The following is a 20,197-nucleotide window of genomic DNA, read 5'->3' as shown; positions in this document are numbered from 1 at the left end:
ATGGAAGACGTCATCCGCTTCCTCGCTTCGCTCGCGCCGACCTCGCCGATGCCGGTCGCCGTGCTGCTCCTTGTGCTGGGCGGCGGCGCCGTCGCCTGGCCGCTGGTGCTCGCCAAGGGCGATCGCGGCGACGTCAAGCGCCGGCTGAAGGTGGAGATTTTGCAGCCGGCCGAGCAGGCGGAGCCGGCGCCCAAGAAGAGCACCAACGCCGTGCGCGAGAAGGCGGTGAAACGGGCGCAGGAGTTCTATGCCAAGAGCGATCCGGAAAATGTCGCGCGGCTGCGCCTGAAGCTTATCCAGGCCGGCTACATGGAGCCGCGCGCGGTCGGCATGTTCTTCCTGATCCGTTTCGCCGCGCTGGTCGGCGCTGCGTTCGGCGCATTCCTGGTCAACCACTGGGCGGCCAGCGCCGAGTCGACCATGACCAGCCGCTGGACCTTCATCATCCTGTCGGCTGCCGGCGGCTATTTCCTGCCTGGCCTGGTGCTGACGCAGAAGGTTCGGGAAAAGATGCGCGAATACCGCAACGGCTTTCCCGATTTCATGGATTTGATGATCGTCTGCTCCGATGCCGGCATGAGCATGGAGGCCGGCATCGAGCGGGTCTCCAGGGAGCTTGCCAGGACCTATCCGTCGCTCAGCCAGAACCTGATCCTGGTGTCGCTGGAGTTGCGGGCCGGGCGCAGCCTCGACGACGCGCTGAAGGCGCTTGCCGACCGCCTCAGCCTCGACGAGGTTCGCTCCTTCGCGACGCTGCTGCAGCAATCCAAGGAACTTGGCACCAGCCTGTCGGGCTCGCTGCGCGTCTTTTCCGACGAAATGCGGCACAAACGCATGTCGCTGGCCGAGGAGAAGGCGCATGCCCTGCCGGCCAAGATGTCGGTCCCGGTGACGGTCTGCATCCTGCCGGTGGTGCTGATGATCGCCATCATACCGATCATCGTGAAGCTGACCGCGCACTAAGGATTCAGGCGAGGCCGGCCTGCAAATAGCGGCCTCCTGCGCTTCCGGCCTTCGCCGGCCGAAGCGCTCGTGAGTGTCTCCGCTCTATGAAGGTACGGCCGGCGTAGGCCGGTTCTCGGAACCCGTCGCTTTCGGCTCGGCCTGACCTGAATCCGGGCAACCGTGGTTAACGCATCCTCTGCGGGCAACCAAAATTTAGCTGCATTTCGGCACCGAAGCTTAATCGCTCTTCTGTATGGTTTTTCCTGAAGAACGACCCGGCAAATCGGGCGATGGGGCAGGGGCATGCGTCAGAGACTTCCCAGGGCAGCGGCGGCGTTGGCGGCCGTCTTGATGATTACCGGCTGCACGACGAACAACAACGTCGACACAACCAAGACCACGGCGATCCAGCCGGTGGCCAAGGATGTCAGCGCCAACGACCTCGTTGAAGGCAAGGCGCAGTTCCGCGAGGCGAATTTCGGCCTTGCCGAACAGCATTTCCGCAAGGCGGTAGAACTCAAATCCGACAATGCCGAGGCCTGGATGGGGCTTGCCGCATCCTATGACGAGCTTGGCCGCTTCGACTTCGCCGATCGCGCCTATATGCAGCTGTTGAAGGTCGCCGGGCGCAAGCCGCAGATCGTCAACAATATGGGTTATTCGCAGCTTCTGCGCGGCAACAAGAAGAAGGCGCGCGCGCTGCTGCTCGAAGCCAAGGCCGGCATGGCCGATCAGACGGTGGTCAACGCCAATCTGGCGCTGCTCGACAAGGGCTGATCCGTCTGCGGGTTCTCGTTTCCCGTGTATCCTCACGGGATTTCGCCTCACATGTCGACGCTTTATAAACCCTGTGTCGAGGTAGCGTTGGGCATCGTCCGAAAACGGTTTGCGCCAGCCGCAGCCAGCCTACATTGAGGGGACGGGCACCGGCTAGACGCTAGAGGCAGTTCTTCACGGATGTTGGATTTCAGTTCGCTCCTGCTCGCGGCGGCGCTGTCGGGCACATGCCTCAGCATTACCATGTTTGCAATCTGGCTCACCACGCCGCGGGCGCGCTTCGTGCTCACGGTCGCCTGCGGCACCCTGGTGCTCGTCGCCCATGTCGTCGCGTTCTGGCGCTATGCCAAGGATGCCGGTCCCTGGCTGTGCCAGGTCGTGCTGGCGCTGTTGACCCTGGGTTTCCTGATCATCTGCCTGTCGGCCATGCAGTATCTCGGCTTTCGCGACTACCGCCGCGCCATCGTGCCTGCGCTGGCCGCGATGGCGGCCTGCGCTCTGGTCACCTATCTCGGCTTCGACGGCATCGGCTTCCAGATCACCTATGCGGCCGTGACGGCACTGCTCGCGGCGATCGGGGCGATGTTCTGGATGAAAGGGGATCACGACCGGCGGATCCTTCTGGTCGTCTCCTTCCTCAGCGGAGCCTGCGGTCTGTCCTTCGCGCTGTGCGGCGCGGTGTTGCTCGTCCAGGGGCAATGGGTCCTCGGCGCCGCGCCCGACAATTGGGCGGAACGGCTGAACTCCGTCGTCGCGGTCGCCTGCATGACCGGCCTCGGCGCGCTGACGCTTTCGCTGCACCACCTGCAGGCGCAGATCGAGCTCAAGGCCGAGACGATGACCGATCCGCTGACCGGCCTTATGAACCGCAGGGCGCTCACCGAGCTTTATGGCGATCGCAGCTTCGGTCCGTTCATGGCGATCGCGATGTTCGATCTCGACCATTTCAAGATGACCAACGACGTCTTCGGTCATCCCGTCGGCGACCAGGTGCTTTGCCGCTTCGCGGCGGTGATCAAGAAATACGGCAGGGCAGGGGTCGACGCATTCCGGCTGGGCGGCGAGGAATTCGCGCTCGTCATGACGCGCGTGACGCCGGAAAAGGCGCATGACATGGCAAGCCGGATCGGCGTCGCTTTCGGCACCGAGATCGTTGCGACCCATCGCGGCCCGCTGCGCAGCAGCGTCAGCGGCGGCGTGGGATTCGGCTCGACCGCCGGCCGCCCTCTCGACGAGGTGCTGGCGCAAGCGGACGCCGCGCTTTATGCGGCCAAGCGTGCAGGACGCAACCGCGTCATCGCTCAGACCGAATGGGGCCAGCCCGATGTGGGGCCGGCCCTGAAAACCGCCTGAGCAAAACCTGGGCTGCTACTCCGCGGCGCCGAGATATTCCGACAGCGGCGGGCACGAGCAGACCAGGTTGCGGTCGCCGGCGACATTGTCGATGCGCGAGACCGGCGGCCAGTATTTCGCCGCCAGATCCGCGTCGCCCGCCGGATAGGCCGCCTCCAGCCGCGGGTAGGGATGTTTCCACTCACCGGCAAGCGCCTCCGCCGCGGTGTGCGGGGCGTTGACCAGCGGGTTGTCGCTGGACGGCCACTCGCCCTTCGCCACTTTCGCCGCCTCGCCGGCGATGGCGATCATCGCCTCGCAAAAACGGTCGAGCTCGCGCTTGGGCTCGGACTCGGTCGGCTCGACCATCAGCGTGCCGGCGACCGGAAACGACATGGTCGGCGCATGGAAGCCGTAGTCGATCAGGCGCTTGGCGATGTCGTCGACGCTGATGCCGGCGCTTTCCTTGAGCACGCGCGTGTCGAGGATGCATTCATGCGCGATGCGATCGCTCCTGCCCTTGTATAGCAGCGGGTAGTGCGGCGCGAGCCGCGTCGCCACGTAGTTGGCGGAAACGATCGCCGTCTCGGTCGCCTGCTTCAGGCCGGAGTGGCCCATCATGCGGATGTACATCCACGTGATCGGCAGGATCGACGCACTGCCGAAGGGCGCGGCGGCAACGGCATGCGCCGAGCCTTCGGTGACATGGCCCGGCAAATAGGGTTTCAGATGCGCCCTGACGCCGATCGGGCCGACGCCCGGGCCGCCGCCGCCATGCGGGATGCAGAAGGTCTTGTGCAGATTCATGTGGCAGACGTCGGCGCCGATGTCGCCGGGGCGGGCGAGGCCGACCAGGGCGTTGAGGTTGGCGCCGTCGAAATAGACCTGGCCGCCATGCTCGTGGATCAGCGCGCAGAGATGGCGCGCCCCTTCCTCGTAGACGCCATGCGTCGAAGGATAGGTGAACATCAGCGCCGCGAGGTTCTTGGAATGCTCGTTGGCCTTGGCGCGCAGATCGTCCATGTCGATGTTGCCGTCGTCCAGGCAACGCACGACGACGACGCTCATGCCGGCCATCGCGGCGCTCGCCGGATTGGTGCCGTGCGCGGAGGACGGGATCAGGCAAACGGTGCGGTGGCCTTCGCCGCGCGCGCGGTGATAGGCGCGGATGGCGAGCAGGCCGGCATATTCGCCCTGGCTGCCGGCATTGGGCTGCAGGCTGACGGCGTCGAAACCGGTGATTTCCGACAGCCAGGCCTCCAGATCGCCGACCATCTTGCGATAGCCTTCGGAATGGCCGGCCGGCGCGAAGGGATGCAGATTGGCGACGCTCGGCCAGCTCACAGGCATCATCTCGGCGGCGGCGTTGAGCTTCATGGTGCAGGATCCGAGCGGGATCATGGTGCGATCGAGCGCAAGGTCCTTGTCGGCCAGCCTGCGCAGGAAGCGCATCATCTCGGTTTCGGAATGGTTGTCGTGGAAGACCGGCTGGGTGAGGAATTCCTTGCCGCGCGGATTGCCAGGCATGGAGCCGCCTTCCGCCGCGCCGGGCTTGGCCCCGAACAGGGCGGCGATCGCCTCGAGGTCGGCTTCCGTGGAAGTCTCGTCGAAGGCGACACTGACGCAGTCGGCATCGATGACGCGCAACAGCCGGCCAGTCTTCTGAGCGGCAGCTTCTATTGCCGCGGCCTTGCCCTTCACTTCCGCGGTCACTGTGTCGAAGCGGCTTGCGCCAAGCACAGCAACGCCTGCAGCCTTGAGGCCCGAGGCGAGGCGATCGGCCAACCCGTGGATCTGACCGGCAATCGCCTGCAGACCGGCAGGACCGTGCCAGATCGCATAGGCCGTCGCCATATTGGCCAACAGCGCCTGCGCGGTGCAGATGTTGGAGGTCGCCTTGTCGCGGCGGATGTGCTGCTCGCGCGTCTGCAGCGCCAACCGGTAGCCCGGGCGGCCCATGGTGTCCGTCGACTGGCCGACGAGGCGGCCGGGCATCAGGCGGGTCAGCTTGTCGGAAACGGCGCAGTAGGCGGCATGCGGGCCGCCAAAGCCCATCGGCACGCCGAAACGCTGCATCGGACCGACGGCGATGTCGGCGCCGAGCTTCGCCGGCGCGTCCGTCAGCGTGAGCGCCAGCGGGTCGGCGATGAAGACGACGAGCGCGCCGGCGGCACGGGCCTTCTCGATCGCCGCCTTGTGGTCGCCGTAGACGCCGAAGGTGTCCGGCCAGGAGACGAGCAGGGCGGCGGTGTTGTCGTCGATCGTCTCGCCGTCGACCTCGATGCCGAGCGGTTCGGCGCGGGTGCGCACGACGTCCAGCGTCTGCGGATGCGGCGTGCCGGCAAGCGCCACCTTGGTGCGCTTGTCGCGGTGGTGGCGCAGCGCGATGCCGACGGCTTCGGCGACGGCGGTGGCTTCATCGAGCAGCGAGGCGGACGCCACCGGCAGGCCGGTCAGTTCCGTCACCAATGTCTGGAAGTTGAACAGCATCTCCAGCCGACCCTGGCTGATCTCGGCCTGGTAGGGGGTGTAGGCCGTGTACCAGGCCGGGTTCTCGAACAGGTTGCGCTGGATGACCGGCGGCACGAAGACGCCATGATAGCCGGCGCCGATGAAGCTTTTCAGCACCCTGTTCTTCGCCATGATCGCAGACAGTTCGGCCAGCGCTTCCGCTTCGCTGGCCGGAGCCGGCAGGTTGAGCGGCTGGTCAAGGCGGATCGATCTCGGCACGGCCTGGCTGATCAGCGTTTCAACGGACGGAACGCCGAGCACGGCAAGCATGGCTCTGACATCGTTGATGCCCGGGCCGATATGGCGGGCCAAGAAGGGAGTAAGCGCTGCGGTCATGTCTTTATGTCCTGATATCAGCCGATATGGGCTTTGTAGCCGGCCTCGTCCATGAGGCTGTCGAGCTGGCTTTCGTTGGCGAGCTTCATCTTCCAGAGCCAGCCGTCGCCGGTCGCGGCCGAGTTGACCAGAGAGGGATCGGCCGACAGCGAGGCGTTGGCCTCGGTGATCTCGCCGTCGACCGGTGCGTAGACGTCCGACGCCGCCTTGACGGATTCGACGACCACGGCGGTGTCGCCCTTGGCAAGCTTGCGGCCGATTTCCGGCAGCTCGACGAAAACGAGATCGCCGAGCTGTTCCTGCGCATAGTCGGTGATGCCGACGGTGGCGACGCCACCCTCTACGCGCAGCCATTCATGGTCTTCGGTGAAATAGGTCTTTGCCATTGGGTCTTATCCTTTGCGGTAGCGATGTGGGGTGAAGGGCAGGGACGCGACGTCGACCGGGATTTTCGTCCCGCGGACGTCGGCGAAGAGTTTCGTGCCGGGCTTGGCCAGCGTGGTGTTGACGTAGCCCATGGCGACGGGGTGCCCGGTCGAAGGGCCGAAGCCGCCCGAGGTGACGTGGCCGGCCGGGTTGCCGTCGGCATCGATGAGCGCGGCGCCGGCGCGCACCGGCTGACGACCTTCGGGCTTCAAGCCGACGCGCTTCTGCGACGGCCCACGCTCGATGACAGAGCGCAGCGCGTCGGCGCCAATGAAATGACCCGAGGCCCGAACCTCCTTGGGAATCGCCCACATCAGTCCGGCGCTTGCCGGGTCGATTTCCGGTGTCAGGTCCTGGCCGTGCAGGCAAAGCCCGGCCTCGAGCCGCAGGCTGTCGCGAGCGGCAAGACCGATCCACTGCACGCGCTCGTCTTCCAGGAGTCTGGCAACAAGATCGCGGGCATCCTTCTCCGGCAGGCCGATCTCGAAACCGTCCTCACCGGTGTAGCCGGAACGGCTCATGAACCAGTTTTGCCTGGGCTCGACCCCGTGCATGAAGAGCAGCGAGCCGGTTTCGATGCCGGCCCGCGCAAGGGCTGCCCAGGCGTCCGGTCCCTGGATCGCCAGGAACACGCGGTCAAGCGGCTCGACCTTGGCATCGAAATCGGCGGAGAGGTCGCGCAGATGCTCCTCGTCCTCGACGGCGTTGCCGGCGTTGGCCACCACCATGAACCGGTCATCGCTCAGGCGCGTCACGATCAGGTCGTCGATGATGCCTGCCGCCTCGTTGAGGAAGAAAGTGTATTTGGACTGCGAGATGTCCAGCGCGCCGGCATCGAGCGGGCAGGCGCGGTTCAACAATGCGATGGCTCCCGGACCGGCGACCTCGAACAGCTTCATATGCGAGATGTCGAACAGGCCGGCATGCTCGCGTGAGTGAAGGTGCTCCTTCATCACGCCGGGCGGGTAGGTGAGCGGCATCGACCAGCCGGCGAAGGCGCCGAAACGCGCGCCCGCGGCCTGATGCAAATCCTCAAGGGGTAGATGTCTGGTGTCGTCGCCTGTCATGTCTTCTCCAGAGTCGCACGCAATCGACCGCCGGCGGCGGCCTAATTCGTGCCCCTCTGTCTGAAGCCTGAGAGACTCGCGCCCCGTAACTCTGTCGGCAGCGCTTACACCTTCGGCGCGGGACGAATCCCGACTTTCCAGAGTTGTCTTTCCCGTCTACGGTTCTTTTGCCTGAGAGATTTCGGGCGATTTCCCCTTCGGCGACAGCTTGCGCTGCTCTCTCCCGCAAACAGGTAGGACTCAGTCGCCTGAGCCCCCGACGCGCCATCCATAGCCCGTCGGCGACACCTTGTCACCTCCCAGCGACATTTAAAGCGTGCCCTGCGTTTCGGCGATATGCATTGGCCGACAAGGCTTCGCTAACCACGCCGTTTGCCGGTTTCTCAAGACAATGCTGATAAAGCTCGGTGGGGTAATGCACTGAGTTCGCCGGCAGCGGGCGACGGGCAGGGACGGCAAATGGGCGAATTGATCATGAGCGCTCCGGTGGCGGGGCTGACCTCGAAGAACAAGATCACGGCCGAAGACGTGACGATGCTGCGGCGCGAGGTTTTCGCGGATGGCGTGGTGGGTCGCGGCGAGGCGGAGGCGCTGTTCGCGCTCGACCAGACGGCGCGCGACAAATGCGGCGAATGGGCGCCGTTCTTCGTCGAGGCGGTGACCGACTATATTGTCCACCAGGAAAAGCCGGAAGGCTACGTCTCCGAGCAGAATGCCGACTGGCTGGTCCGCACGATCTCGCGCGACGGCATGGTCGACAGCCGCACCGAGCTGGAGCTGCTGGTGCATGTGCTGGAGGAAGCGAAATCCTCGCCCGGCCAGCTCTCGGCCTATGCGCTGGAACAGGTCGCGCATGCGGTAATCGACGGCAAAGGCCCGTTGATGCTCGGCGGCGATCTCGTGCCCGGGCTGATCGCCACGGCCGAGGTCGATCTGTTGCGGCGCATCCTCTATGCCTATGGCGGCGACGGCAACATCGCCATCACCAAGGCTGAAGCCGAGATCCTGTTCAGGATCAACGACCGGACCGCGGCCGCCGAGAACGATCCGTCCTGGAACGACCTCTTCGTCAAGGCGATCGCCAATTACGTCATGTGCTCGGCCGGCTACGAGCCGCCGACGCGCGAAGTGGCGCTGCGCCATGAAACCTTCCTGGATGAAGCCGCGCCGACCCTTGGCGGTTTCTTCGGTCGCATGGTGTCGGGTGGGCTCGCCGGAATCCTCGGCGCCTATCAGTCGCCGGGCGACATCGAGGCGGAATGGGAAGCCAGGAATCGGGCCACCGAAGCGCTTGCCCGCCGCGCCGAGACGATCGATGCGAGCGAGGCCGAATGGCTGACCGAGCGCGTCGGCGGCGGCCAGCGGCCGCTGCGCGACAACGAGCGCGCGCTGCTGACGCTGATCAGGCATGCTTCGCCGGAAATCCATCCGGCGCTGAAGCCGCTGCTCGACAAGGTTGCTTAAGCCTACGTCGCGCCCGGTCGATGCCGGGCGGCTATCGTCTTGCAAAGGATGACGTTGGAATGGCCTTCGGGCCATTGCGGCAACTCGGCCATGCGCTCGAAGCCGGCTTTTTCGTAAAGGCCCGGCGCCTGGAAGTCGTGGCTCGAAACCCATACCCGCCCGACGCCCCGGCTGGCGGCCTCGGCTGTGAAAGCATCGAGCAGCTTCTTGCCGTAGCTGCGGCCTCGATAGGCTTCATCGACCCACATCAATTTGAGTTCGGCGGTTCCTGCCCACGAGTAGCCGGCGGCAATGCCGATCACGCCTCCGGCCTCGTCGCGGATCACGAAGATCAACCCCCGATCATCATCGCAGCCGGTTTTGCGTCGGTTATCGCCGTTGAGACGTTCCTCGAGGGCAGCCAATTCGATGGGCGACAGATCGTGCTCGGCCTGCAGGCGAGGGACCATCAAATCCCGCCATACCAGTCGTAGCCATTGTCCTCCCAGTAGCCGCCGCGGCCGCCGCCGACATTAGCGAAACTGTCGACCAGCTCGATCTTGTAGATGTATTTGGGCATCTTGTAGCCGAGCTGGCGCTCGACCCGCACGCGAAGCGGCGCGCCGTTCTCGACCGGCAAGGGCTTGCCGTTCAGGCCATAGGCCAGAATCGTCTGTGGATGGCGGGCGTCGATCAGGTCGATGGTGCCGTAATATTTGATGTCGCCGGATAGGCTTTGCTCGATCGTGTCGAGGCAGTGGAACATGACGTAGCGGGCCTTCGGCTTGACCACCACCTGGTCCAGCACCAGCGACAGCGGCGTGCCGGTCCATTTGGCGATGCAGCTCCAGCCTTCGACGCAGTCGTGGCGCGTGATCTGGGTGCGGCTCGGCATGTTCTGGAGCTGCTCGCGGGTCAGCGACAGCGGTTTTTCGACGAGGCCTGAAACCTCCAGGCGCCAGTCGGCGAAATTGTTGGCGAGCAGACCCTTGTAGGTGTCGTCATCGGGCGCCGTGATGCCATTCGGACGCTGCGGCTGGCGGATATCGGCCTCGGTGAATTCCGGCGCCAGCGCGTCGCGGCCGGCAAGCAGGCGCTGCGCGCGCCAGGTCAGGCCGTTGGCGTTTTCGAGGAAGCTGCGCAGGCCGCCGCCGATGCCGAGGCCGCTGTCGAAGGCATCGCAACCCGACAGCGCGATGCCGGACAGTCCGAGGCTGCTGGCGGTCAGGAACTTGCGGCGGCTGATTTGGAATTTTGCCATGTCAGGCGCTCCTCTCGCTCGGCTCGGCGTGCTTCGTGGGCGGATCGGTGCGGTACCAGCCGGTGATGATCGAGCGCAGCTCGTTGATCGGGCCGGCGGCGAGAATCATCAGGATGTGGATGACGAAGAAAAGGACGAGCAGCACCATGACGGTGAAATGGATGGTCCGCGCCGTCTGCCTGCCGCCGAGTATCTCATTCAGCCAGGGCAACACCGAATTCATGCTCGGCGACATGGCCAGGCCGGTGATGATCATCAGCGGCAGCAGCACGAAGAGCACGCCGCCATAGGCCATCTTCTGCAGCGTGTTGTATTCGCGCGTGTGGTGGAATTTCAGCTTCGCGTGATCGACGATGTCGCGCGGCAGCTTGCGCAGGTCCGACACGCGAGGGGCGAGATCGCGACGGATATGGCCGTTGACCAGGCCGGCGATCAGCCAGACGAGCAGCGTCGTGGTCAGGATCCAGGCGAAGAAGAAATGCACGACGCGGGCGGTGCCGAGATCGTAATAGGAGGGAATTGTCGCCCAGGCCGGGAAGGCGCGCGGCGTCTCTTGTCCCGGCGGCCCCGACCAGCCGAGCACGCCCGTGGTGTCGAAGCGATGGCCGAAGATTTCGGTGAAGCCGCGCGGTCCGTTGGCGGTATTCTCGGCGCCGATCTGGAGGATGGTGTTGTTGAACTCGAAGCCGGACTGCTTGCCGACATAGAGCTGCGGTCGCGCATTGAAGATCTGCAGACCGGAAAGCAGCATGAAGAACAGCGAGAAAGCCCAGAGCCAATGGGTAAGGCGGGTCCAGCCCGACTGCCGGTAAATGAGCGGCCCATTTTTCGGCGCAGGTTTATCGGCCTCTGCTACCGGCTCGTTCCTGGCAATGGCTTCCATCTTCGTCTCCGGCCCTGCATCGCTCACCGCTTACCGGCTTGCGTTCTTCCTCCCAATACGCCGTCAGGCAAAGCGTTGTTTCATGCGATCACGGATTTATTACGGAGAACCCAGGCTGACGGCGAGATTGACCGCCGCGGCAACGATCACCGTGTTGAAGAAAAAGGTCAGGACCGAATGGACGAGCACGACCAGCCGCATCTGCGAGGTGGTGATGGCAGTGTCCGCCGTCTGTGCCGTCATGCCGATGACCGTCGCGAAATAGAGGAAGTCCCAGCCTTCCGGTCTTTTGCCGCCCGGAAAATCGAGGCCGCCGACCGGCATCTTCTTCTGGGTTTTCTCGTCGAGCTCGTCGCCATCCTTCCAATAGACATGCGCATAGTGCAGCGACGCCATAGCGTGGATGGTGAACCAGCCGAGCGGGATCGACAGCATGGCGAAGGCGAGCTGCAGGGGATGCGCGGCATCCTTCTGGTTGATGAGCAGGAACAGCGACACGATGGCGGCGCCGACGACAAAGAGCGTGACGGCGAAGATCAGAAAGACGGGCAGGTCGGTCGCGCGCGCGTTCTTGCTGAGATAGCGCCCGGTAAGGCTGGGCATCAGGGCCAGCACCAGGGCGATATAGCTGGCGAAGAACACATTGGCGCCGATCGAGTAGGGCAGCGGCGCGCGCAGCAACAAGGCAAGCAGCAGCGCGACGATGCCGATAGCCGCGGCGAGGGCGAACTGCATGTGCCGATGCATCGGCGTGTTGATGTCCTCACCCATGGCCCGAGGCCCCTGAAGACGTTGGATCAGTCCGGTGTGACGGATTTCAAAGCCCGCCGCAAGATGCGGTCGAGCTCGCCGAGAAACTGCGAGCGGTCCTTCTGCGTGAAGCTGGCGTTGAACCCCCGGCTCTCGCCGGTTTCGCGCAGATGCTGCTTGAGGTCGCGCATCGCCACCGCCATGCCGATGGTTTCCGGCGTGAAGGGGCGGCCGGTGGGTCCCAGCACATGCGCGCCGAGCGCCACCGTGCGCGCGGCAAGCGGAATGTCGGCCGTCACCACGACATCGTTGGCCTTGGCATTCTCGACGATCCAGTCGTCCGCCGCGTCCGCGCCCTTGGAGACGACGACGTTGCGGACCATCGGATCGCGCGACGGCCGCAGGCCGCCATTGGAGACATAGGTGACGATGACGCCATGGCGCTCCGCGACCTTCTCGACCTCGGCCTTGACCGGGCAGGCGTCGGCATCGACGTAGACAACGGGTGCGGGCATCGTTACTTCCAAACAAACATGGGGCCGGCGTGTCAGCCAGCCCCATGGCAGAAATCGCAGGATTTGTCAGGCCGCCAAGGCGCCCGACTTCTTGGCGGTCCAGGTGGCGATATAGTCCATCAGGCCGGGGCTGAGGCAGTCATAGGGCTCGAGCCCGATCGACTTCAGCTGGCCACGGATGCCGTCCATGCGGCTCGGATCGACACCGGATTCGATGATCGAGGAGACGAAGGCGGTGAAGCCCGGCGGCGACCAGCCGTCCTCCTCGAAGCGCTCGGGATGGATGAAGGACAGGCCCTTGAAGGGATGGTCGCGCTCGACCGGGCCGTACATGTGGACGCCGCAGCTTGTGCAGGCATGGCGCTGGATGAGGGCCGAGGGATCGACCACCTTCAGCTTGTCGCCATTTTCGGTGACGGTGACGTCGCCGCTGCCGGCAACGGCCACGACCGAGAAGATGGCGCCGTCCGGCTTCCAGCATTTGGTGCAGCCGCAGGCGTGGTTGTGGGCGATCTGGCCCTTGACCTTCACCTTCACCGGATTGCTGGTGCACAGGCAGACCAGCGTGCCGCCGGCAAAGCTCGCGCTCTCCTTCGGCAAGCCACTGTCGATCTTCGGATGCAGTTTTTCAGGCATTGAGTTCCTCCCTTGTTGAACCTTTGCAACTTCAGTCGCTGGCCATAGGTCGGCGGCTTGTTTTCCTCAGTAAACCACGACGCTGCGGATCGACTTGCCCTCATGCATGAGGTCGAAGCCCTTGTTGATGTCTTCCAGCTTCAGCGTGTGGGTGATCATCGGATCGATCTGGATCTTTTTCTCCATGTACCAGTCGACGATTTTTGGCACGTCGGTGCGGCCGCGCGCGCCGCCGAAGGCGGTGCCCATCCAGCTGCGCCCGGTGACCAGCTGGAACGGCCTGGTCGAGATTTCCTGGCCGGCGCCGGCAACGCCGATGACAACCGACTTGCCCCAGCCGCGATGCGAGGCCTCCAGCGCCTGGCGCATCACCTTGGTGTTGCCGGTGCAGTCGAACGTGTAGTCGGCGCCGCCGATCTGGTCGGCGCCGCGCTTGGTCAGGTTGACCAGGTAAGGCACGACGTCGCCGTCGATCTCCTTCGGATTGACGAAATGCGTCATGCCGAACTTCTCGCCCCAGGCCTTCTTGTCGTTGTTCAAATCGACGCCGATGATCATGTCGGCGCCGGCAAGGCGAAGCCCCTGGATGACATTCAAGCCGATGCCGCCGAGGCCGAAGACGACCGCCGTCGCGCCTTGCTCGACCTTGGCGGTGTTGATGACGGCGCCGATGCCGGTCGTCACGCCGCAGCCGATGTAGCAGATCTTGTCGAAGGGGGCGTCGGGATTGACCTTGGCCACCGCGATCTCGGGCAGCACGGTGAAGTTGGAAAAGGTCGAGCAGCCCATGTAATGAAACAGCTTGTCCTTGCCCATCGAGAAGCGCGAGGTGCCGTCGGGCATCAGGCCCTGCCCTTGCGTGGCGCGGATGGCGGTGCACAGATTGGTCTTGCGCGACAGGCAGGACGGGCACTGCCGGCATTCGGGCGTATAGAGCGGGATGACATGGTCGCCCTTCTTGACCGAGGTGACGCCCTTGCCGACATCGACGACGATGCCGGCGCCCTCATGGCCGAGGATGGCCGGAAACAGCCCTTCCGGATCGGCGCCCGACAGCGTGAACTCATCCGTATGGCAGATGCCGGTCGCCTTGACCTCAACCAGCACCTCGCCGTCGCGCGGCCCTTCGAGGTCCACCTCCATGATCTCAAGCGGCTTTCCGGCGGCAACGGCAACGGCGGCACGCGTTTTCATGAGGCACTCCTCCCAAGGCAGTCTGTAAGTTTTAGCTAACGGCAAGCTGTTCGTGGCGAATGGCAGCCTGCCATCCGTTCGGCGTCACGGGCAAGCTTAGCGAGTTCCGCGCTGGCGGCCAACGTCTGTTGCGACGTTTTTCGCCGCGGTTCCTGCAATCGGTGCCAGCCGTGGGAGCCGGCCCGCGGGCACTTGAGGCGGGCCGGAATTGTCCATAGAACAGGACCGCTTCGCCGGAGGAACGACATCCGAATGTTCAAGAAAATCCTGATCGCCAATCGCGGCGAGATCGCCTGCCGTGTGATCAAGACGGCGCGAAAGATGGGGATCGCCACCGTCGCGGTCTATTCGGACGCCGACCGCGATGCCGTGCATATCGAAATGGCCGACGAAGCGGTGCATATCGGACCTTCGCCGGCGGCACAGAGCTATCTGGTCCCTGAGAAGATCATCTCCGCCTGCAAGGAGACCGGCGCGGAAGCCGTGCATCCGGGCTACGGCTTCCTGTCGGAGCGCGCCTCCTTCTGCGAAGCGCTGGAGAAGGAAGGCATCGTTTTCATCGGACCGAAGCCCAAGGCCATCAAGGCGATGGGCGACAAGATCGAATCGAAGAAGTTCGCCAGCGAGGCCAAGGTCTCGACCGTGCCTGGATGGCTGGGCGTCATCGAAGACGCCGACCATGCCGAACGGATCGCCGGCGAGATCGGCTATCCGGTCATGATCAAGGCCTCCGCCGGCGGTGGCGGCAAGGGCATGCGCATCGCCTGGAGCAAGGCGGAGGTGCGCGACGGTTTCGACCGGGCGCGTTCGGAAGCGAAAAGCTCCTTTGGCGACGACCGCGTCTTCATCGAGAAGTTCGTTGTCGATCCGCGCCATATCGAGATTCAGGTGCTGGCCGACGCGCATGGCACGGCGCTCTATCTCGGCGAGCGCGAATGTTCCATCCAGCGCCGCAACCAGAAAGTGGTCGAAGAGGCGCCGTCGCCATTCCTCGATGCCAAGACCAGAAAGGCGATGGGCGAGCAGGCGGTGGCACTGGCCAAGGCCGTCGACTACCAGAGCGCCGGCACGGTCGAGTTCATCGTCGACAAGGACAAGAACTTCTATTTCCTTGAAATGAATACGCGATTGCAGGTCGAGCACCCGGTGACCGAGCTCGTGACCGGCATCGACCTGGTCGAACAGATGATCCGCGTCGCCGCCGGCGAGAAGCTCGACATCAAGCAGAGCGACGTGAAGCTCAACGGCTGGGCGGTGGAAAGCCGCCTTTACGCTGAGGATCCTTTCCGCAACTTCCTGCCCTCGATCGGCCGGCTGACCCGTTACCGGCCGCCGGAGGAGGGCACGTTCGGCGATGTCGTGGTCCGCAACGATACCGGCGTCGCCGAAGGGTCGGAAATCTCAATGTTCTACGACCCCATGGTGGCCAAGCTCTGCACCTGGGCGCCGACCAGGCTTGAGGCGATCGACGCCATGTCGGAGGCGCTGGACAGTTTCGTCGTCGACGGCATCGAACACAACATCCCTTTCCTTTCGGCGCTGATGCAGCACCCGCGCTGGCGCGAGGGGAGGCTGTCGACCGGCTTCATCGCGGAGGAATATCCGGACGGCTTCGCGCCGGTCGAGCCGGATGGCGGGGAGAGGGCGGTGTTTGCCGCCGTTGCAACCGCGATCGAACTGCTGCGCCGCGACCGGCTCGACCGCCTGAGCGGCCGGCTGGCGCCGCATTCCGGCCATCTCAAGCGCGATTGGGTGGCGAAGATCGACGCTGACTATCTTCCGGTCGAAATCGTCGACGGCATGGTTTCCATCCCGATGGAGGTCGATCTGTCGATCGATGGCGGCAGGCCGCTGACCGTCGCTTCGGACTGGCGGCCGGGCGACGCGATCTGGCAGGGCACGGTTGGCGGCAAGAACATCGCCGCCCAGATCCGCCCGATGCTGAACGGTTTGCGCATCGCCTGGAAAGGCATGTCGGTGACGGCTCAAGCCATGCTGCCGCGCACCGCGGAGCTCGAAAGGCTGATGCCGGAAAAGCTGCCGCCCGACACCTCGAAGATGCTGCTCTGCCCGATGCCTGGGCTCGTCGTTTCGATCGCCGTGGCCGAGGGCCAGGAGGTCAAGTCCGGCGAGACGCTGGCCGTGGTCGAGGCCATGAAAATGGAGAACGTGCTGCGCGCCGAACGCGACCTCACAATTGCCAAGCTCAACGCCAAGCCGGGCGACAGCCTGGCGGTCGATGCGGTGATCATGGAGTTCGCCTGAGACGAGGCGATACGGGGCCGCAAGCCTTTGGTCTGTGGGTGGATTGTGCTGGACTGGCATGGCCCCGTCCGGGACAATACATTTGCATGGATTTGAGTCTTTGGGACGGCGCGAAAAAATATGGCGGATGAACGACTTCCTCGCGACCCGTTGCAGCGCGAAGCTGCCGTGAAGGCCGCGCGGCCGGAAGCGCCGGCGCGGACCTTCATCCATCTGCGCGTGCATTCGGCCTATTCGCTGCTGGAAGGCGCCTTGCAGCTTGGCGCGATCGTCGGCCATGCCGTCAAGGACGAGGCGCCGGCGATCGCGGTCACCGACACCAACAATTTGTTCGGGGCACTCGAATTCGCCCAGAAGGCGGTCAAGGACGGCATCCAGCCGATCATCGGCTGCCAGGTCGATCTCGCCTTCTCCGGCGAGGCGAGCGACGGCCAGCGAGACCGCCGCCGGCATGGACCGGAAATGTCGCCTGTCGTGCTGATCGCCGCCAGCGAGGCCGGCTATGCCAATCTCGTGCGGCTGATCAGCAAGGTCTATCTGGAGACGCCGCCCGGCGAGCCGGTGCACTTGACCAGCACGATGCTGGAAGGCAGAAGCGATGGCCTGATCTGCCTCACCGGCGGGCCGCGCGGCCCGATCGGCACCGCTCTGAAGGCCGACCGGCGCGATCTCGCCGAACAGCGGCTGCTCTTCCTCAAAGGCCTGTTCGGCGACAGGCTCTATGTCGAACTGGAACGGGTCGCCGGCTATGACCGCATGGTCGAGAAGTCGACGGTCGACCTTGCCTACACGCATGAACTGCCGCTGGTCGCCACCAACGAGGCGTTCTTCTCCAAGCGCGACGACTATGAGGCGCATGACGCTTTGATCGCCATCGCCGAGGGCTCTGTGGTGGCCGCCGACAACCGCCGGCGGCTCGCCGCGGACAATTTCCTGCGCGGCCAGGCCGACATGGCGCGGCTCTTCTCGGACCTGCCGGAAGCGATCGACAACACGGTCGAGATCGCCATGCGCTGCTCCTACTATCCGAAGAACCGCAGCCCGATCCTGCCGCGCTTCACCGGCGCCGACGCCGCAGACAAGGACGCGGCCGAGAAGGCGGAGGCGGCCGAGCTCGCCCGCCAGGCGCGCGAAGGGCTGGAGGCGCGGCTTGCCGCGCACGGGCCGACGCCCGGCTACACGGTCGAGCAATATCGCGAACGGCTCGAATTCGAGCTTGGCATCATCGAGAAGATGAAGTTCCCGGGCTACTTCCTGATCGTTGCCGACTTCATCAAATGGGCGAAGGCGCAAGGCATTCCGGTCGGGCCGGGCCGCGGTTCGGGCGCCGGCTCGCTGGTCGCTTATTCAACCACCATCACCGACATCGACCCGCTGCGTTTCTCGCTGCTGTTCGAGCGCTTCCTCAATCCGGACCGCGTCTCGATGCCGGACTTCGACATCGACTTCTGCCAGGACCGGCGCGAGGAGGTCATCCGCTACGTCCAGCAGAAATACGGCCGCGACCAGGTCGGGCAGATCATCACCTTCGGTACGCTGCAGGCGCGCGCCGTGCTGCGCGACGTCGGCCGTGTGCTGCAAATGCCCTACGGCCAGGTCGACAAGCTCTCCAAAATGGTGCCGCAGAACCCGGCCAATCCGGTCAAGCTGGCGGATGCCATCGCCAACGAGCCGCGCTTTGCCGAGGAGGCGGAGAAGGAGCCGATCGTGCAGACGCTGCTCGACACGGCGCAGAAGCTCGAAGGCCTCTACCGCCACGCCTCGACGCATGCCGCCGGCATCGTCATCGGCGATAGACCTTTGTCGGAACTGGTGCCGATGTATCGCGATCCGCGCTCGGACATGCCGGTCACCCAGTTCAACATGAAATATGTCGAGCAGGCCGGCCTGGTGAAGTTCGACTTCCTCGGCCTGAAGACGCTGACCGTGCTGGAGACCGCGGTGAAGCTGATCCGCCGGCGCGGCGTCGACATCGATCTCGCGACGATCCCGCTCGACGACCCAGACACCTACGCCATGCTGTCGCGCGGCGAGGTGGTCGGCGTGTTCCAGGTTGAAAGTGCGGGCATGCGCAAGGCGCTGATCGGCATGCGGCCGGACTGCATCGAGGACATCATCGCGCTGGTGGCGCTCTATCGCCCCGGTCCGATGGAGAACATCCCGACCTACAACGCCAGAAAGCATGGCGAGGAGGAGATGGCCTCGATCCATCCCAAGATCGACCATCTGGTGAAGGAGACCCAAGGCGTCATCGTCTACCAGGAACAGGTGATGCAGATCGCGCAGGAGCTGTCCGGCTATTCGCTCGGCGAAGCCGATCTTTTGCGCCGCGCCATGGGCAAGAAGATCCGCGCCGAGATGGACAAGCAGCGCGAGCGCTTTGTCTCCGGCGCGGTCGAGCGCGGCGTCTCAAAGCCGCAGGCCGATTTCATCTTCGACCTCCTGGCCAAGTTCGCCGACTACGGCTTCAACAAGTCGCACGCGGCGGCCTACGCGGTCGTTTCCTACCAGACCGCCTACCTGAAGGCGCATTACCCGGTCGAGTTCCTTGCGGCGTCGATGACGCTCGACATGAGCAACACCGACAAGCTGGCCGATTTCCGCCAGGACGCCATGCGCCTCGGCATCGAGGTGGTGGCGCCGTCGGTAATGTCGAGTTTCCGTCCCTTCGAGGTTGGCGAAAACAAGATCTTCTATTCGCTGGCGGCGCTCAAAGGCGTCGGCGATGCGGCGGTCGAGCACATCGTCGAGAAGCGTGGCCAGAAACCGTTCAAGAACCTTGCCGATTTCTGCGAGCGGGTCGATCCGAAGATCGTCGGCAAGCGCGTCTTCGAAAGCCTGATCATGGCAGGCGCGCTCGATTGCTTCGGCCACGACCGCGCCCAGATGATGGCCGGAGTCGAGCGCATGATGGGCCTGGCCTCGCTGGCGCAGCAGAACGCCATCTCCGGCCAGGCCGACATTTTCGGCGCATCGCTTGGGAGCCAATCGCAGGCGCTCAACCTGCCCGCGACCGATCCGTGGCTTGCCGCGGACCGGCTGCACCGCGAGTTCCAGGTGGTGGGCTTCTACCTCTCGGCTCATCCGCTCGACGAGTACAAGGCGGCGCTCCAGAAGATGCGGGTGCAGAACTGGGCGGAATTCTCGGCTGCGGTCAAACGCGGCGCCGCGGCCGGACGCCTCGCCGGCACGGTCACCTCCAAGCAGGAGCGCAAGACCCGCACCGGAAACAAGATGGGCGTCGTGCAGTTTTCCGACACGACGGGCCAATATGAGGCGGTGCTGTTTTCCGAGGGGCTTGCGCAATATCGCGACATGCTGGAGCCCGGCAGTTCGGTGGTGATTATGGTTGCAGCCGAAGACAGGCCTGAGGGCGTGAACCTGCGCATTAACTCGGTGCAATCACTGGACGACGAAGCCAGCCGCATCCAGAAAGCGCTACGCATTTTTGTGCGCGATGCAGCACCCCTCGGCACGCTCGCCAGCCAGCTCTCGGTCAAGGGCGAAGGTCAGGTCAGCTTCGTGCTGATCAAGGACGCCGGGCAGGGCGAAGTCGAGATCGAACTGCCCAACCGCTACCGCATCTCGCCGCAGGTCGCGTCGGCAATGCGCGCGGTGCCGGGGGTTGTTGAGGTGGAATTGGTGTAGACGCCTAGTGCGAGCTAGCCTCTGCGGTTCTGCTCGTCAGAGCAATTTCAGGTAACATTTTTCCATTCGGAATCGCGTAAAAACAAACATTTAGAGCAGTTTCAGCGCTTCATCCAGACGCTGAACCGCTTTAGGGCTTGTTGAGATTCATCGTGAGTTTATGACGGCGGCAGCGAGATGGATGATGGCACTGAAACTCTGGTCGGTT

The 20,197-nt window shown here is 64.4% G+C and carries 16 protein-coding genes and 1 riboswitch; of the genes, 6 read left to right on the top strand and 10 right to left on the bottom strand.

Annotation, left to right across the window (positions count from 1 at the left end):
• The 3 genes from FJ418_RS09985 (at position 1) to FJ418_RS09975 (ending at position 3,075) form a co-directional block, all read left to right on the top strand.
• Positions 1 to 963: a type II secretion system F family protein gene (locus tag FJ418_RS09985; RefSeq protein ID WP_140652345.1), complete on the top strand. Its 963-nt coding sequence runs from the start codon at positions 1 to 3 to the stop codon at positions 961 to 963.
• Between the two features lie 285 nt (positions 964 to 1,248).
• On the top strand, positions 1,249 to 1,722 hold the full coding sequence (locus FJ418_RS09980) for a hypothetical protein (protein WP_140542191.1): 474 nt from the start codon (positions 1,249 to 1,251) through the stop codon (positions 1,720 to 1,722).
• Positions 1,723 to 1,902: 180 nt separating this feature from the next.
• Complete coding sequence (locus FJ418_RS09975) at positions 1,903 to 3,075, top strand: GGDEF domain-containing protein (protein ID WP_140865172.1); 1,173 nt, start codon at positions 1,903 to 1,905, stop codon at positions 3,073 to 3,075.
• 15 nt (positions 3,076 to 3,090) lie between these two features.
• On the opposite strand, the gene gcvP is transcribed toward FJ418_RS09975, so the two are convergent.
• From gcvP to gcvT, 3 genes are read right to left on the bottom strand one after another with little or no spacing between them, the layout of a single operon-like run.
• On the bottom strand, positions 3,091 to 5,901 hold the full coding sequence (gene gcvP / locus FJ418_RS09970; protein WP_140865170.1) for an aminomethyl-transferring glycine dehydrogenase: 2,811 nt from the start codon (positions 5,899 to 5,901) through the stop codon (positions 3,091 to 3,093).
• A 17-nt stretch (positions 5,902 to 5,918) separates the two neighbouring features.
• Positions 5,919 to 6,287, bottom strand: a complete 369-nt coding sequence (gene gcvH, locus FJ418_RS09965) for a glycine cleavage system protein GcvH (RefSeq protein WP_140647821.1) — start codon at positions 6,285 to 6,287, stop codon at positions 5,919 to 5,921.
• 6 nt (positions 6,288 to 6,293) lie between these two features.
• The gene (gcvT, locus tag FJ418_RS09960; RefSeq protein ID WP_140865168.1) at positions 6,294 to 7,394 is read right to left on the bottom strand and encodes a glycine cleavage system aminomethyltransferase GcvT; all 1,101 of its coding nucleotides are present in this window, start codon (positions 7,392 to 7,394) and stop codon (positions 6,294 to 6,296) included.
• Positions 7,395 to 7,543: 149 nt separating this feature from the next.
• Positions 7,544 to 7,630, bottom strand: a riboswitch (glycine riboswitch).
• A 223-nt stretch (positions 7,631 to 7,853) separates the two neighbouring features.
• Here gcvT and FJ418_RS09955 point away from each other — a divergent pair.
• Positions 7,854 to 8,858 (top strand): hypothetical protein, encoded by a 1,005-nt coding sequence (locus FJ418_RS09955; RefSeq protein WP_140865166.1) that lies wholly within the window; start codon positions 7,854 to 7,856, stop codon positions 8,856 to 8,858.
• Positions 8,859 to 8,860: 2 nt separating this feature from the next.
• Here FJ418_RS09955 and FJ418_RS09950 read toward each other — a convergent pair whose 3' ends face one another.
• The 7 genes from FJ418_RS09950 to FJ418_RS09920 all read right to left on the bottom strand — a co-directional run bounded on the left by FJ418_RS09950 (position 8,861) and on the right by FJ418_RS09920 (position 14,076).
• Positions 8,861 to 9,262, bottom strand: a complete 402-nt coding sequence (locus FJ418_RS09950; RefSeq protein WP_246682996.1) for a GNAT family N-acetyltransferase — start codon at positions 9,260 to 9,262, stop codon at positions 8,861 to 8,863.
• Between the two features lie 44 nt (positions 9,263 to 9,306).
• Positions 9,307 to 10,098, bottom strand: coding sequence for a molybdopterin-binding protein (locus tag FJ418_RS09945; RefSeq protein WP_140865162.1), 792 nt, complete (start codon positions 10,096 to 10,098; stop codon positions 9,307 to 9,309).
• A gap of 1 nt (position 10,099) precedes the next feature.
• The gene (locus tag FJ418_RS09940) at positions 10,100 to 10,981 is read right to left on the bottom strand and encodes a cytochrome b/b6 domain-containing protein (protein WP_140865160.1); all 882 of its coding nucleotides are present in this window, start codon (positions 10,979 to 10,981) and stop codon (positions 10,100 to 10,102) included.
• Between the two features lie 99 nt (positions 10,982 to 11,080).
• The gene (locus FJ418_RS09935) at positions 11,081 to 11,752 is read right to left on the bottom strand and encodes a DUF1345 domain-containing protein (RefSeq protein WP_140865158.1); all 672 of its coding nucleotides are present in this window, start codon (positions 11,750 to 11,752) and stop codon (positions 11,081 to 11,083) included.
• Between the two features lie 26 nt (positions 11,753 to 11,778).
• Positions 11,779 to 12,246 (bottom strand): YaiI/YqxD family protein, encoded by a 468-nt coding sequence (locus tag FJ418_RS09930; protein WP_140647814.1) that lies wholly within the window; start codon positions 12,244 to 12,246, stop codon positions 11,779 to 11,781.
• Positions 12,247 to 12,312: 66 nt separating this feature from the next.
• The gene (gene gfa, locus FJ418_RS09925; protein WP_140865156.1) at positions 12,313 to 12,882 is read right to left on the bottom strand and encodes an S-(hydroxymethyl)glutathione synthase; all 570 of its coding nucleotides are present in this window, start codon (positions 12,880 to 12,882) and stop codon (positions 12,313 to 12,315) included.
• A 66-nt stretch (positions 12,883 to 12,948) separates the two neighbouring features.
• Positions 12,949 to 14,076: an S-(hydroxymethyl)glutathione dehydrogenase/class III alcohol dehydrogenase gene (locus FJ418_RS09920; RefSeq protein ID WP_140865154.1), complete on the bottom strand. Its 1,128-nt coding sequence runs from the start codon at positions 14,074 to 14,076 to the stop codon at positions 12,949 to 12,951.
• Between the two features lie 252 nt (positions 14,077 to 14,328).
• Here FJ418_RS09920 and FJ418_RS09915 point away from each other — a divergent pair, with 252 nt between their 5' ends.
• Positions 14,329 to 16,341 carry an acetyl/propionyl/methylcrotonyl-CoA carboxylase subunit alpha gene (locus FJ418_RS09915; RefSeq protein ID WP_140865152.1) on the top strand — a complete coding sequence of 671 codons (2,013 nt, stop codon included), beginning with the start codon at positions 14,329 to 14,331 and terminating at the stop codon, positions 16,339 to 16,341.
• A gap of 120 nt (positions 16,342 to 16,461) precedes the next feature.
• Entirely contained in the window at positions 16,462 to 19,989 is a 3,528-nt protein-coding gene (gene dnaE, locus FJ418_RS09910; RefSeq protein ID WP_140865150.1) for a DNA polymerase III subunit alpha, read from the top strand.
• Positions 19,990 to 20,197 lie beyond the last annotated feature (208 nt).

This window comes from Mesorhizobium sp. B2-8-3, assembly GCF_006440815.1.
Lineage (GTDB): Bacteria > Pseudomonadota > Alphaproteobacteria > Rhizobiales > Rhizobiaceae > Mesorhizobium.
Note: the sequence above shows the minus strand (reverse complement) of the source record. Positions and strands in the feature narration are given on the sequence as shown.